The sequence below is a fragment of the Acidiphilium sp. C61 genome, assembly GCF_905116885.1.
Lineage (GTDB): Bacteria > Pseudomonadota > Alphaproteobacteria > Acetobacterales > Acetobacteraceae > Acidiphilium.
In genome coordinates, this window is record NZ_CAJHNI010000005.1 from 1,512,368 (window position 1) to 1,525,701 (window position 13,334).

Annotated in this window: 9 protein-coding genes; 3 read left to right on the plus strand and 6 right to left on the minus strand. The window is 66.8% G+C overall.

Going from position 1 to position 13,334, the window contains the following annotated elements:
* Positions 1-19 precede the first annotated feature (19 nt).
* On the minus strand, positions 20-796 hold the full coding sequence (locus tag HUW10_RS09940; RefSeq protein ID WP_174503349.1) for a hypothetical protein: 777 nt from the start codon (positions 794-796) through the stop codon (positions 20-22).
* Between the two features lie 492 nt (positions 797-1,288).
* On the opposite strand from HUW10_RS09940, the gene HUW10_RS09945 reads away from it, so the two are divergent.
* Entirely contained in the window at positions 1,289-4,576 is a 3,288-nt protein-coding gene (locus HUW10_RS09945; RefSeq protein ID WP_174503350.1) for an EAL domain-containing protein, read from the plus strand.
* Between the two features lie 126 nt (positions 4,577-4,702).
* Here the strand turns inward: HUW10_RS09945 and HUW10_RS09950 are convergent, their stop codons facing one another.
* The 3 genes from HUW10_RS09950 to HUW10_RS09960 are packed head-to-tail and all read right to left on the minus strand — an operon-like array spanning position 4,703 to position 6,976.
* Positions 4,703-5,677 (minus strand): HlyD family secretion protein, encoded by a 975-nt coding sequence (locus tag HUW10_RS09950; protein ID WP_236656329.1) that lies wholly within the window; start codon positions 5,675-5,677, stop codon positions 4,703-4,705.
* A 14-nt stretch (positions 5,678-5,691) separates the two neighbouring features.
* Positions 5,692-5,904, minus strand: a complete 213-nt coding sequence (locus HUW10_RS09955) for a DUF1656 domain-containing protein (RefSeq protein ID WP_174503351.1) — start codon at positions 5,902-5,904, stop codon at positions 5,692-5,694.
* Between the two features lies 1 nt (position 5,905).
* Positions 5,906-6,976, minus strand: a complete 1,071-nt coding sequence (locus tag HUW10_RS09960; protein ID WP_174503352.1) for an FUSC family protein — start codon at positions 6,974-6,976, stop codon at positions 5,906-5,908.
* Between the two features lie 224 nt (positions 6,977-7,200).
* Between HUW10_RS09960 and HUW10_RS09965 the strand changes: the two genes are divergently transcribed.
* Both HUW10_RS09965 and HUW10_RS09970 read left to right on the plus strand, forming a co-directional pair.
* On the plus strand, positions 7,201-8,358 hold the full coding sequence (locus HUW10_RS09965) for a patatin-like phospholipase family protein (RefSeq protein WP_174503353.1): 1,158 nt from the start codon (positions 7,201-7,203) through the stop codon (positions 8,356-8,358).
* A 219-nt stretch (positions 8,359-8,577) separates the two neighbouring features.
* Positions 8,578-8,865, plus strand: a complete 288-nt coding sequence (locus HUW10_RS09970) for a DUF427 domain-containing protein (RefSeq protein ID WP_174503354.1) — start codon at positions 8,578-8,580, stop codon at positions 8,863-8,865.
* 34 nt (positions 8,866-8,899) lie between these two features.
* Here HUW10_RS09970 and HUW10_RS09975 read toward each other — a convergent pair whose 3' ends face one another.
* Entirely contained in the window at positions 8,900-10,303 is a 1,404-nt protein-coding gene (locus tag HUW10_RS09975) for an L-serine ammonia-lyase (RefSeq protein WP_174503355.1), read from the minus strand.
* A gap of 58 nt (positions 10,304-10,361) precedes the next feature.
* The gene (gene gcvP, locus HUW10_RS09980; RefSeq protein WP_174503356.1) at positions 10,362-13,211 is read right to left on the minus strand and encodes an aminomethyl-transferring glycine dehydrogenase; all 2,850 of its coding nucleotides are present in this window, start codon (positions 13,209-13,211) and stop codon (positions 10,362-10,364) included.
* Positions 13,212-13,334 lie beyond the last annotated feature (123 nt).

Here is a 13,334-nt window from a genome sequence, read left to right on the forward strand (position 1 = left end):
CCGCCCGGACGCGTCCCCATCACGGCGCAGATGTGGCGATGGCCTCGCGCTGCCGGCGATAGCGCAGGCAGATATACAAAATCGCGACCCCGACCCCGCCGGTGAGCACGAGTGCCACATCCGGCGTGCCATAACCAAGCCCGCTGGTCTGCACCGGCTTGTCGAACCAGTCGGCGAAGGAGGCCCCCATCGGCCGGGTCATGATATAGGCGGTCCAGAACGCGGCGACCTCGTTCAGGCCGAAGGCGACATACGCAATCCCCGGCAGCGCGAACAGGATGGAAAACAGGATGGCCGAATTCAGGTAGCCCATGCCGAATGTCGCGGCGGTCAGGTCGCCGGCCGCGGTGCCGAGCGCGAAAGTCGCGCTCACGGTCGCCCAGTAGAACGCCTCGCGCCGCGGCGTCACCACGGTATCGATCGAAAGGCTCCGCTCGCTCGCCTTCCACCCCCACAGGATCAGGAGCAGGCTCACCGCGAACAGGCCGGTCGATATCGCATAGGGAACGCCGAGCACGACGTGGATCACATCCGCCACCATGGTCCCGAAAATCGCGACCATGACCACCAGCAGCCAATACACCGCCGGCACATGAAGCCGCGTGGCGAACTGCAGCGCGAGCGCGAGCAGGAAGCCGATCCCGCCGGCAGCGACCGCGAGATACGGATTGGTGTGGAAGACGAGAAAATCCGACGTTGCCTCGCCCATCGCGGTGGAAATGATCTTCGCCACCCAGAACGAAACGGTGATTTCGGGAACCTTGGTCCCGTAATAGCGGTCTTCGTCCAGACGCATGAAGGTTAGTGCAAGTCCCAAGGCACCCAGATCCCTGCTGATTTCGGATCACGCTGGAATGGGCAAGCCGGCTCAGGATCGCAAGGCCCACCACGAAAGCCGGCAATAAACGTCTCGTGAGCGCCGCCGCACCCGGCATGCAAAGCCTTGCCCGGCCGAACTTGTGCGCTCGACCGAAATTTCAGCCGCCTCGATGTCGATGCAACGAATGCTGCAAAATTGATTCATGCCAGATATGCATATTTAAATATAATTTTCATATTCATGTCGTGTAATGGAAATAAATCGACCGGGTGAGCGCCGTTATCGCACGCACCGACGAGTCAAATTGAAAATCCCAGAGCGAAGCCCGGCGCGATCAAACGATGATCGCGTCAGACTGTCTTAATTTTTGCACTTCATAATGACCATGCGCATCATGGACGTCGCCCAGCCTCATCGACTGATCAACCGGTCAGTGTGACTCGCTCCAGCCACCGAAAGGGTGTCCACGTGTCATTGTCCGAGACTGAAACCAGACGTCAGGACGCGCTGGCACGCTACGAGGTCGTGGATACGCCGGCCGAGGAAGGCTTCAACCGCTTCGTCCATATCGCCGCCCAGGCGCTGGGCATGCCGATCGCCCTCGTCTCGTTCATCGCGTCCGACCGGCAATGGGCGAAGGCGCGTCACGGCATCGATCTCGAATGGTCCCTCCGCGAGCATGCCTTCTGCGACCACACGATCCGGTCCGACAGCGTTTTCATCATAAGCGATGCCCGGCAGGACGAGCGCTTCCGCGACAATCCGCTGGTGGTCGGGCCGCCGCATGTCCGCTTCTATGCCGGCGCGCCGATCATCACGGCGGATGGCTACCGCATCGGCGCCATGTGCGTTCTCTCGACCGAGCCGTGCAAGGGCTTCGATGCCGGGAAGCAGCGGCTGCTCTCCGATCTCGCGCAATCTGTGATGACCGAACTCGAATTGCGGCGGGCCCATCGCGAGCAGTCGAAAATCGTGGCCGATCTCGCTTTCTGGAACCGCGTCTCCGACGCCATCGCCTCCTCGCCGGATTTCGACACGGCACTCGATCACACGCTGTCCTACTGCGCCGAGCGGACCGGCGCCGCGCTGTGCTTCCTCACCGCCTACCATCCAACCCAGGGCATGATCGAATACGTCAAGGGGCATCTCGATCCGTTCGGCGGCTTGCGGGGGCTCGACGTTTCAAAATGGTCCGGCGCCTATCCCGTCGGCTATCTCAGCTTCGGCGCCAGCCTCGCCGGGGGTCTCGTCTCCGACAGCGATCCCCTGCGCGAAACCGACCCGGTCCATGATTTCCCGCTGCTGCACGATCTCGTCCGCGCCGGCATCCGGCGGCAGATGGTCTATCCGTTCGATCTCGCCAAACGCCGGTTCGGTCTCGTGCTCGATTTCGAAACGCCCGTCATCGATGACGCGATGGGATGCCTAGTCAGGGAGTTCATCGGCCGGCTGATCCCCTTGCTGATGGGGCGCCTGCGCGAGGATGCGCTGGAAAACGCCAACCGCACCCTGCGCATGATCCATGCCTCGTCCGATGCCTTCGCGCAGGCCGACACGCCCGACGCCCTGTTCACCCTGGCCTGCAAGCTGGCCGTCGATGTCGGCCTCTACGACACGTGCTGGATCGGCCTTGCACAGGACGATGCCGCGCGCTCCATCCGCATCGTCGCCAGCGCCGGACAGGACAGGGATTACGTCAGGCAGCTGCGCCTCTCCTGGGCCGACACGCCGGCAGGCAGGGGACCATCGGGCACATCCATCCGCGAAGGGCGGATCGCCGGCTGGTCCGACATCAGGATCGACCCGCGATACGAACCGTGGCGCGACAAGGCCGCCGCCGCCGGCTTCCGCGCCAGCGTCTCCATCCCCTTTCGCACCGCGGGCAAGCCTGGCATCGGCACGTTCACGCTCTATTCGGCCAACCCGATCGCCTTCGGCGAGGAGGAAAGGCGCCTGCTGGAAGAACTCACCACCAACCTGACCAAGGCGCTGCAGGACATCGCGACGCGGCAGGAGCGCGACGCCGCGCTGATGGCCCGCTCGATGAGCGAACAGCGGATCGAACGGCTCCTCACCGCGAGCGCGACGGTGCTCTACGCGCTCGCCTTCGAGCCCGCGCCGGGGCACGCCACACCCACCGAGATCAGCCGCAACATCCTCGACATGCTGGGCTATGCGCCGGAGGAGATCCACGGGCCGGAATGGTGGCAAAGCCACGTCCATCCCGACGACCTGCCGCAGGCGAGCCTCGGCATCGCCCGCGTTCGCGACGCCGGGCATTACACGCATCGCTACCGGATCAGGCATCGCAACGGCAATTATCGCTGGATCCGCGATGAAATGACGCTGCAACGCGATGCGCAGGGCCAGCCTGCGGGCGTCGCCGGCGTCTGGATCGACATCACCGCGCATCGCACCGCGGAGGAGGAAATCTACCGTCTCGCCCATCTCGATCCGTTGACCGGCCTGCCCAACCGCCGCCTGCTGAACGAGCGCCTCGGCGTCATGCTGAGCGAGGCGCGGCGCACCGGCGCGCGCGGCGCCGTCCTGTTCATCGATCTCGACCGCTTCAAGAAGATCAACGACATGCTCGGCCATACCGCCGGCGATGCGGCGCTGACCGAAGCCGCCCGCCGCCTGCGCCTCGCCATCCGCGCAACCGACACCATCGCCCGCATCGGCGGCGATGAATTCGTCGTGCTGCTCGGCAGCGCCGGCGCCACGATCGAGGACGCGGCGTCGCATGCGACGATGGTCGGCCGCAAGATGATCGACGCGATGACCGGCCAGCCGATCAGCATCGGCGAGCGGGACTATCATCTCGGCGCCAGCATCGGCTTCACCCTGTTTCCAAAGCCGGCGGACACGATCGACACGCTGATCCGCGAGGCCGACACCGCCATGTATCAGGCGAAGGCGGGGAATGGCGATGTCGTGATGTTCCAGCCCGCGATGCACCAGTCGATCATGGTGCGCCACACGATCGAGGACGAGATCCGCGCGGCGCTGAAGACCGGGCAATTCGAGCTCTGGCTCCAGGACCAGGTGGATGACGATGGCATGCCCGTGGCCGCCGAGTCCCTGGCCCGGCTGCGCAAGAGCGATGGCCGGATCGCCAGCCCGGCCGAATTCATCGGCATCGCCGAATCCTCCGGCCTTATCATCCCCCTCGGCCGCTGGCTGCTGCGCGAGGCATGCTCGATCCTCTCCCGGATCGCCCCCGGCAGGCCCGGCTTCGGGCTGTCGGTCAACATCAGCCCGCGGCAATTCCGCGATCCCGCCTTTGTCGGCGACGTCCTCGCCGCGATCGACGATTTCGGCATTCCGCCGGATCGGCTGACGCTCGAAATCACCGAAAACCTGCTCATCAACGACACGCTGGCGATCGGGCAGGTCATGGAAACCCTCGCCGGGCGCGGCATCCGCTTCTCGGTCGACGATTTCGGCACCGGATATTCCAGCCTGCACTATCTGCGCCACCTCCCGATCCATGAAATCAAGATCGATCGCGGCTTCGTCACCCATGTCCCGCACGACATCTCCTCCATCGCGATCGTCGAGGCGATCCTCGCGATGGCGCACCGGCTCGATCTCGATGTCGTCGCCGAAGGCGTGGAGACGGAAGACCACGTCGCCTTCCTCAGGTCGCGCGGGCGCATGCGGATGCAGGGATATTTCTTCGCCGAGCCGATGAACTTCACAAGCTGGCAGGACCGGCACGCCATCACGCGGCGCAGCCTGGTCAGCGAAAGCTGATCCTCCGCCACGCCTGGAGCAACTTCCGATCAGATGATTCCATCCGGATCGGATGACGTGCTCTATCTTGTTGATAATTAGAGCATCTTTATCCGATCAGATGATTCCATCTGGTCGGATGATGCTCTAGCGCCCGCCGGAAGCCGGGGTGACGATGCGCACCGTCGCGGTCATGCCAGCGGCGAGGAACAGGCCCGGCGGCACATGGTCGAGCGTCACATGAACCGGGATCCGCTGCGACAGCCGCACCCATGAATACACCGGATCGACGCGCGGCAGACCGCTGCGCGCGTCCTGCATGTTGGCATCGGCAATCCCGCGCCCGATCCCCTGCACATGGCCATCCAGCACCCGGCCGGGGTCGGACATCAGCTCGATCCGGGCCGGCGCGCCCGGCCTGATCCGGTCGAGCTCGGTCTCCTCGAAATACGCGGTCACCCAGAGTTCGCCGGTATCGACCATCGTGATCACGCCGCTGCCGGCATGGGCATAATCGCCTTCATGGGCGGTGAGATTGGTGATCGTGCCGCTCACCGGCGCGCGGACCACCGTGCGCGCGAGATCGAGCGCGGCCTGCGCAACGCCCGCCTCGTCCGCCTGCACGCGTGCGGCGGCGGCCCGTGCGGCGGCGGCGGCATTGCCCCGCGTCTCCGCCGAAACCGCGATCGAGGGCAGCCGCGCGCGCCGCGCCGCATCTGCCGCCTTCATCCCCGCGATCGCCCGATCGGCGGCGAGTGTTGCCTTCGCCACCGCGAGACGATTGGCGAAATCCGCCGGATCGATCCTGAACAGGACCTGCCCCTTGCGCACGCGTTCATTGTCATGAACCGCAACCGCGACGATCCGGCCCGAAATCTCCGGCGCCACCGTCACGGCGAAGGCGCGGACCCGCGCATCCCGCGTCCAGGGCGTGGCGTCGTAGCGATGCCAGGCGGCGAAGCCGAGCCAGAGCGCAGCGGCAACGACGATGAGCGTCGCGAGGCCGGAAAAGATCGGCCGATAGCGCCGCCCCGGCGCCGCCCCGGGCGAGGTGGGGTGTGGCGAGGTCGGGTGTGGCGAGGTGGGGCGCGGCAGGGCCCGCCCCTGGATGGTGTCGAGCATGTCGTCTCCGGAAATCACAGCTGCCGCATCCCGAGGATGAGTGAAGCGACCGTGCAGACATAGATGGAAAGCATGAACAGCGGCCAGTTCCACACCGCCCGGTCGATCCGCAGGCGGGTCAGCCCGCGGCGGAGGATGTCGGTCAGCAACACCGCGAGCAGCAGCATCGGCACCGCCGGCTCGATCCCGATCCCGAACATCGACATTTCGGCAAGCGCGGGCATCATCTCAGGCGCCATCCCGATGCAGCAGGTCACGGATCGGCACGAGGCCGAGAAAGGCCCCGATCGAGACGAGCACGCCGAAAATCATCGCCATCGCCTCGTTGAGCGCGCCGCCGAGATCGAATGAAAGCGTATTGGCCGGGTCGGCCGCGAGCATGAACGCGAGATTGTAGCCGGTCGCCGGGCCCTGGGTCCGGGAATCGGCAAGGCCGATCCCGCCGAGCATCAGGAAGGGCAGCAGTACGAGCGTCTCCTCGCCGAAGCTCGCGCTGCGCGTGAACAGCGCGAACCGGACGAACAGGCCCAGCAGCGTCCCCAGCAGGAACCCGCGCAACATGCCGAGCGTCGCGGCGACCTTCGATGGATGCGCCGCGAACAGCAGCGCCGCGGCGCCGGACATCAGCACGAAGAACGGCCCGTCCTGCCATTGCGACACATACCAGAACGCGCTGGCCAGCATCACGGCCAGGCCCGCCCGCACGCCGTTGCGCCTGGCCTGGCCCGGCACCGGCGAGGCGGCATGAACCAGCGTCGCCACCCGGTGCCCGTCGAACAAGATCGCCGCGCCGCCCGCGCAGAGAATGCCGAGTGCGACCTCGGCCGTGCGGCTCGCCGCGACGATGAACGCGCCGTTCGGGTCCGCCACACTGCCATAGGACACGATCCCCGAGGTCAGCCAGGTCAGCGCGAGCGCGTAAGACTGATACTGGCGGACCCTGGTGCCGACGAAGGCGCACGCCCCCGCCCACAGCGCCATCGCGAGATCGAACACCAGCGGCCGCTGCGCGAACAACGCGACGATGACGATGCCGGCCGCAGCCCCCACGATCGTGCCGATCATCCGGTAAAACGATTTGACGAAGGCATGGTCGAGCGAGGGAACGCTCACGGTCAGCACCGTCCACGCCGCCCATCGCGGCGTGTCGAGATGCAGCGACATGGCGAGATAGAGTGCCAGCAACGCCGCCGCCGAGGTGCGCAGCGCGAACGCCGCGTCCGATGGCAGGTCGCGCAGCAGATCCGCCGTGGCACCGCGCAGGCTCTGCCCGGCGGATGAGGATTGAAGGGCGCTCATGGTCCATGAGAGGTATTCGCGTCCGCAACCGGGAGTTAGTCCCCGCACCGACTTAGACTTATGCGAAATCAATGCTGAATGGCGCGGCATCCCTCCGGCGAAACCACGGTCCCTCCCGCGTGCGTGGAATCTTTCGCCGCGAACGCACGAACGGGTTTGCTGTCGGTTCGGCCGGCCGGGCCTGCTATCATGCGGTCACCAGATCATCAGGCAAGGAATCAAGGATGACGAACTCCCGGGCACCGGCGCGGCCAGCCTCCTACGACAAGACCATCGGGCTCGTGTTGCAGGGCGGCGGCGCGCTCGGCAGCTACCAGGCCGGCGTGTACGAGGCGCTCGCATCGTCCGACTACCTGCCCGACTGGGTCGCCGGCATTTCCATCGGCGCGATCAACGCGGCGATCATCGCCGGCAACGAACCCGCCAGCCGCACGCGGCGGCTGCGGGAATTCTGGGACGAGATCACCGCCCCCACTTCGTGGTGGCCAATCGGCCTCGCCGGCCCGCTGGAGCAGTGGCAGCAGCGGCTTGGCGCGCTTGCCGCCATCGCCTTCGGCCAGCCGGGTTTCTTCGCCCCGCGCGACGCGCTCGACTGGCTGTCGACCAGGCCGCCCCTCAGCTATTACGAAACCCGCAATCTCAGGCGCACGCTGGAACGGCTGGTCGATTTCGACCGCATCAACACCGCGGGCGAAACGCGGCTCAGCGTCGGCGCGGTCAATATCCGCACCGGCCGGCTGGTCTATTTCGACAGTGCCGAGATCGCCATCCTCCCCGAGCACGTGATGGCGAGCGGCGCGCTGCCGCCGGGCTTCCCGCCCGTGGAGATCGACGGCGAATACTATTGGGATGGCGGCCTCGTCTCCAACACGCCGCTGCAATACGTGCTCGACTATTATCCGCGCCGCAGCCGCCTGACCTTCCAGGTCGACGTGTTCCACGGCTCCGGGATGTTGCCGGACAATCTCGAAGCCGTCGCCGAGCGGCAGAACGACATCCGCTATTCGAGCCGCACGCGGGTGGCGACCGAGATGTTCCAGCTCCGCCACGAGGTCCGCCACGCGATCAACGAGCTGGAAAAGCTGCTGCCGCCCGAAATCCTGAACACCGACCAGGGCCGGCGGCTGCACGCCTTCGGCTGCGTCACCGAGATGGACATCGCCCAGCTCATCTACCGTCCCGCCGCACCGCAGGGTGCGGCGAAGGACTACGAATTCAGCCGCCCCACGATGAACGCCCGCTGGGAGCAGGGGCTGCGGGACGCCACCACCACCCTCGAAGCGGCACCCTGGCTCGCCCCCAAGGCCAGCGAGGTCGGGGTCCGGGTCTTCGATGTCATGCACGACATCCTGGGCGTCCGCCCCGATCGCGGCAAAGGATGATAGAGCATCATCCGATCAGATAGAATCATCTGATCGGATAAAGATGCCCTAATTATCAATATAATAGAGCACGACATCCGATCCATCAGGATCGGAACGTGCTCTAATACAAGAGATGGTGATACAAGAGATGCCGACACAGGGCGGGGGTTGGCGGCGATCCGTCGCATGCGCGGGCATCTCGTCCCGCCCCGCCGCGCAAACGCAGGAGACCACCACATGATGAAAGCCGTCTGGAACGGAACTGTCCTCGCCGAATCCGCGACGACCGAGATCGTCGAAGGCAATCACTATTTCCCGCCCGAGGCGCTGCGGCAGGAATTCTTCCGCCCGAGCGACACCCGCACGACCTGCCCGTGGAAAGGCACCGCGCATTATTATTCGATCGCCGTCGGCGAGCAGACCAACCCCGACGCCGCCTGGTTCTATCCCGAGCCGAAAAGTGCCGCCAGCCGCATCGCCGGCAGGGTGGCGTTCTGGAAGGGCGTGCGGATCGAGGCCGGATAGCCAGCCGCGCGCCCCCTCCAGGCGGGCGGCAGGCTCAGCACTCCGGCAGGTTGACCGCGAGGCCGCCGGTCGAGGTTTCCTTGTATTTCGTGTTCATGTCGATGCCGGTCTGCCGCATCGTCTCGATGCAGTTGTCGAGCGGCATGAAGTGCCGGCCATCGCCGCGCAGCGCCATGCTCGCGGCCGCCACCGCCTTGATCGCGCCCACCCCGTTGCGCTCGATGCAGGGCACCTGCACCAGCCCCTTGGCCGGATCGCAGGTGATCCCGAGATGATGCTCCAGCGCGATCTCGGCCGCGTTCTCGATCTGCGCGTTGGTTCCGCCGAGGGCCGCGCAAAGCCCCGCCGCCGCCATCGCCGCCGCCGAGCCGACCTCGCCCTGGCAGCCCACCTCCGCCCCCGAGATCGAGGCATTGTGCTTGATCAGGCCGCCGATCGCCGCCGCCGTCAGCAGGAAAGTCCTGATGCCCTCCGGCGTCGCGCCGTGGCAATGATCGCGATAATAGCGGATCACCGCCGGCACGACGCCGGCCGCCCCGTTGGTCGGCGAGGTGACGACGCGCCCGCCCGCCGCGTTCTCCTCGTTGACCGCCATGGCGTAGACCGAGATCCAGTCATTCACGACATGCGGCTGCACAGCGTTCAATCCCCTCTCGGCGAGGAGCTGCTGATGGATCGCGCGCGCGCGGCGCCGCACCGACAGGCCACCCGGCAACACACCCTCCTGCCGCAGCCCGCGCGAGATGCAGTCATCCATCGCCGACCAGATCGCATCGAGCCGCGCATCCAGCGCCTCGCCCACCAGGACGCGCTCATTGGCCCGTTTCATCTCCGCGATGCTCAGGCCCGCTTCCGCCCCCATCGCCAGCATGTCGGCAGCGCGGCCGAACGGATAGGGATAGCCCATCGCCGCCGTCTCGTCCGCGAGCCGGGCGTCGCGCCCGCGCGCGGCGGCAAGCTCCTCGGCGGTCTGCACGAAGCCGCCGCCGATGGAATAATACGTGCGCGACAGCAGCAGCGTTCCATCCGGCGCGCGCGCCTCCAGCACCAGCCCGTTGGCGTGGCCGGGCAGCGGCGGCCCATAGTCGAAGATCAGATCCTCCGCCGGCGCGAAGATCAACGGCGGCAGCCCCGCCGCGCGGATCACTCCCGTGCGCCGCAGCTGCACCTCCTCGCGCTCCGCGCTGTCGGGGTCGATCGTGGCCGGCTGGAAACCGAGCAGCCCGAGGCAGACCGCGCGGTCGGTCGCGTGCCCGCGGCCGGTAAAGGCCAGCGATCCGTGCAGCCGCGCCGTCAGGTGCAGGCTCTCGCGGCGCTCCCGCCCACACGCGCAGCACAACTCCTCCAGAAACCGCGCGGCGGCGACCATCGGCCCGATCGTGTGCGACGATGAAGGGCCAATGCCGATCTTGAAGATATCGAATACCGACAGGAACATTCCGGCTCCGGTTCGCAAGGCGCAAGGGGGCGGTCAGCCGCCCGAAAGGACGCGTCGTCTACTCGGCCGCGCTGGCGTAACTCTCCGGCGGCGGGCACGAGCAGATCAGGTTTCTGTCGCCATACACATTGTCGACCCGGTTGACCGGCGACCAGTATTTGTCGACCCGGAACGCCCCCGGCGGGAAACAGGCCGCCTCGCGGCTATATGGCCGATCCCAGTCACCGACCAGATCCTCGACCGTGTGCGGCGCCCGCTTCAGCGGGTTGTTCTCCCGGTCGAGCGTGCCCGCGGCGACCGCCTCCGCCTCGGCGGCGATGCCGAGCATCGCGGCGATGAACCGGTCCAGCTCCGCCTTCGGCTCGCTCTCGGTCGGCTCCACCATCAGCGTGCCGGCAACCGGCCAGCTCATCGTCGGCGCATGGAACCCGCTATCGATCAGCCGCTTGGCGACGTCATCCACCGTCACCCCGGCCCGCTCCTTCATCGGCCGCGTATCGAGGATGCACTCATGCGCCACCCACCCCCGCGCTGAGGCGTAGAGAATCGGATAGGCCGATGACAGCCGGCGCGCGATGTAATTGGCGTTGAGGATGGCGACCTTGGTCGCCTGCGTCAGCCCCTCGCCGCCCATCAGCAGGCAATAGGCCCAGGAGATCAGCAGGACCGAGGCCGATCCATACGGTGCGGACGAGACCGCGCCGGCATCCGCCACCAGCGGATCCCCCGGCAGGAACGGCGCCAGATGCGCCTTCACCCCGATCGGCCCCATGCCGGGTCCGCCGCCGCCATGCGGAATGGCGAAGGTCTTGTGCAGGTTCAAATGGCTCACATCGGCGCCGATATCGCCGGGGCGGGACAGCCCGACCATCGCATTCATGTTCGCGCCGTCGAGATAGACCTGCCCGCCATGCTCATGGGTGATCGCGCAGATCTCGCGCACGGTCTCCTCGAACACGCCATGCGTCGAGGGATAGGTGATCATGCAGGCGGCCAGCCGCTCCGCGTGCAGCGCGGCCTTGGCGCGGAAATCGGCGATGTCGATGTCGCCATTCGGCGCGACGCCGACAACCACCACCCGCATTCCCGCCATCTGCGCCGAGGCCGGGTTGGTGCCGTGCGCCGAGGTCGGGATCAGGCAGACATCCCGCCGCTCGTCACCCCGGGCGCGATGATAGGCCTTGATCGTCAGCAGCCCGGCATATTCGCCCTGCGCGCCAGAATTCGGCTGCATCGAGAAGGCGTCATAGCCGGTGATCAGGCACAGCTTCGCCTCCAGATCCGCGATCATCTCCGCATATCCCGCGGTCTGCGCGGCCGGTGCGAAGGGATGGACATCGGCGAAGGCCGGCCAGCTCAGCGCCATCATCTCGGCCGCACCGTTCAGCTTCATGGTGCACGAGCCGAGCGGGATCATCGCGCGGTCGAGTGCGAGGTCGCGATCGGCGAGGCGGCGCATGTAGCGCGTCATCTCCGCCTCGGCGCGGTTCATGTGAAAGATCTGGTGCGTCAGATAGGCCGAGGTCCGCAACAGCCCGTCCGGGAAACGATAGTCATGTGCCAGGTCGTCGTCGCGCCGCTCGATGCCGAAGGCGCGCCAGATCGCCTCGATATGCCCGCTCGTGGTGCGCTCGTCGAAGGCGATGCCGATCGTCCCACTCCCGACCCGGCGCAGGTTGATCCCCTCGGCCTCGGCCGATTTCAGGATCGCGCCCTGCACGGCGCCGACCTCGATGGTGATCGTGTCGAAGAACCGCGCCGGCGCCACCCGGTAGCCGTGCGCCTCCAGCCCCTTCACCAGCCGCACCAGCTTGCGATGGATGCGCTCGGCGATCGCGCGCAGCCCCTCCGGCCCGTGAAACACCGCATACATCGACGCCATGACCGCGAGCAGCGCCTGCGCGGTGCAGACATTCGAGGTCGCGTTCTCGCGGCGGATATGCTGCTCGCGCGTCTGCAACGACAGCCGATACGCCCGGTTGCCGCGCGCATCGATGCTGACGCCGACGATGCGGCCGGGCATGCCGCGCTTCAGCGCGTCGCGCACCGCCATGTAGGCGGCGTGCGGCCCGCCAAATCCCATCGGCACGCCGAAGCGCTGCGCCGAGCCGATGGCGATGTCCGCCCCCATCTCGCCCGGCGGCTTCAGCACGGTGAGCGCGAGCAGATCGGCCGCGACGCAGGCCAGCGCCCCCGCGCCGTGCAGCGCCGTGATCGCCGGCGTGAAGTCGTGAACATCGCCATAGGTGCCGGGATACTGGAACAGCGCGCCGAACACCTGCCCCGGATCGAGATCCGCGAACGGATCGCCGACGATCACCAGCCACCCGAGTGCCGCCGCCCGCGTCTCGATCACGGCGATGGTCTGCGGATGGCAATGATGATCGACGAAGAACGTGGACCCCTTCGCCTTGGCAGCGCGCTGGCACACCGCCATCGCCTCGGCCGCCGCCGTCCCCTCGTCGAGCAGCGAGGCATTGGCGATGTCGAGCGCCGTCAGGTCGCAGATCATCGTCTGGAAGTTCAGCAGCGCCTCCAGCCGGCCTTGCGAAATCTCCGGCTGGTAGGGGGTATAGGCCGTATACCAGGCCGGGTTCTCGAAAATGTTGCGCTGGATCGCCGGCGGCGTGACCGTTCCGTGATAGCCCTGGCCGATCAGCGAGGTCATCACCCGGTTCTTCGCCGCCACCTCGCGAAGCCGGTTGAGCACGCCCTGCTCCGAAAGCGGCTTGCCCCAGTCGAGCGTCGTGCGCAGCCGGATCGCCTCGGGCACGATGTCGTCGATCAGCGCATCGAGACTCTCCGCCCCCACCGCCTCCAGCATCGCCTCCATCTCGCCCGGCGAGGGCCCGATATGGCGGCGATTGGCGAAATCGTAGGGTTCGTAGGGCGTTTCCTGATAGGTCATGGCAGGTTCATCCACCGATAGGGGTGCAGGCAGCCGCGTTGCGCCGGCGCGCGGCATCCGCCCACACCCGGCCAGCCCGATCGTAGAGCACGTTCCGATCCATCAGGATCGGATGTCGTGCTC

Coding starts and splice junctions, on each gene's coding strand:
- HUW10_RS09940 (WP_174503349.1), bottom strand. CDS start 796: ATGCGTCTGGACGAAGACCGCTATTACGGGACCAAGGTTCCCGAAATC.
- HUW10_RS09950 (WP_236656329.1), bottom strand. CDS start 5,677: ATGCTCGACACCATCCAGGGGCGGGCCCTGCCGCGCCCCACCTCGCCA.
- HUW10_RS09955 (WP_174503351.1), bottom strand. CDS start 5,904: ATGATGCCCGCGCTTGCCGAAATGTCGATGTTCGGGATCGGGATCGAG.
- HUW10_RS09960 (WP_174503352.1), bottom strand. CDS start 6,976: ATGAGCGCCCTTCAATCCTCATCCGCCGGGCAGAGCCTGCGCGGTGCC.
- HUW10_RS09965 (WP_174503353.1), top strand. CDS start 7,201: ATGACGAACTCCCGGGCACCGGCGCGGCCAGCCTCCTACGACAAGACC.
- HUW10_RS09970 (WP_174503354.1), top strand. CDS start 8,578: ATGATGAAAGCCGTCTGGAACGGAACTGTCCTCGCCGAATCCGCGACG.
- HUW10_RS09975 (WP_174503355.1), bottom strand. CDS start 10,303: ATGTTCCTGTCGGTATTCGATATCTTCAAGATCGGCATTGGCCCTTCA.
- gcvP (WP_174503356.1), bottom strand. CDS start 13,211: ATGACCTATCAGGAAACGCCCTACGAACCCTACGATTTCGCCAATCGC.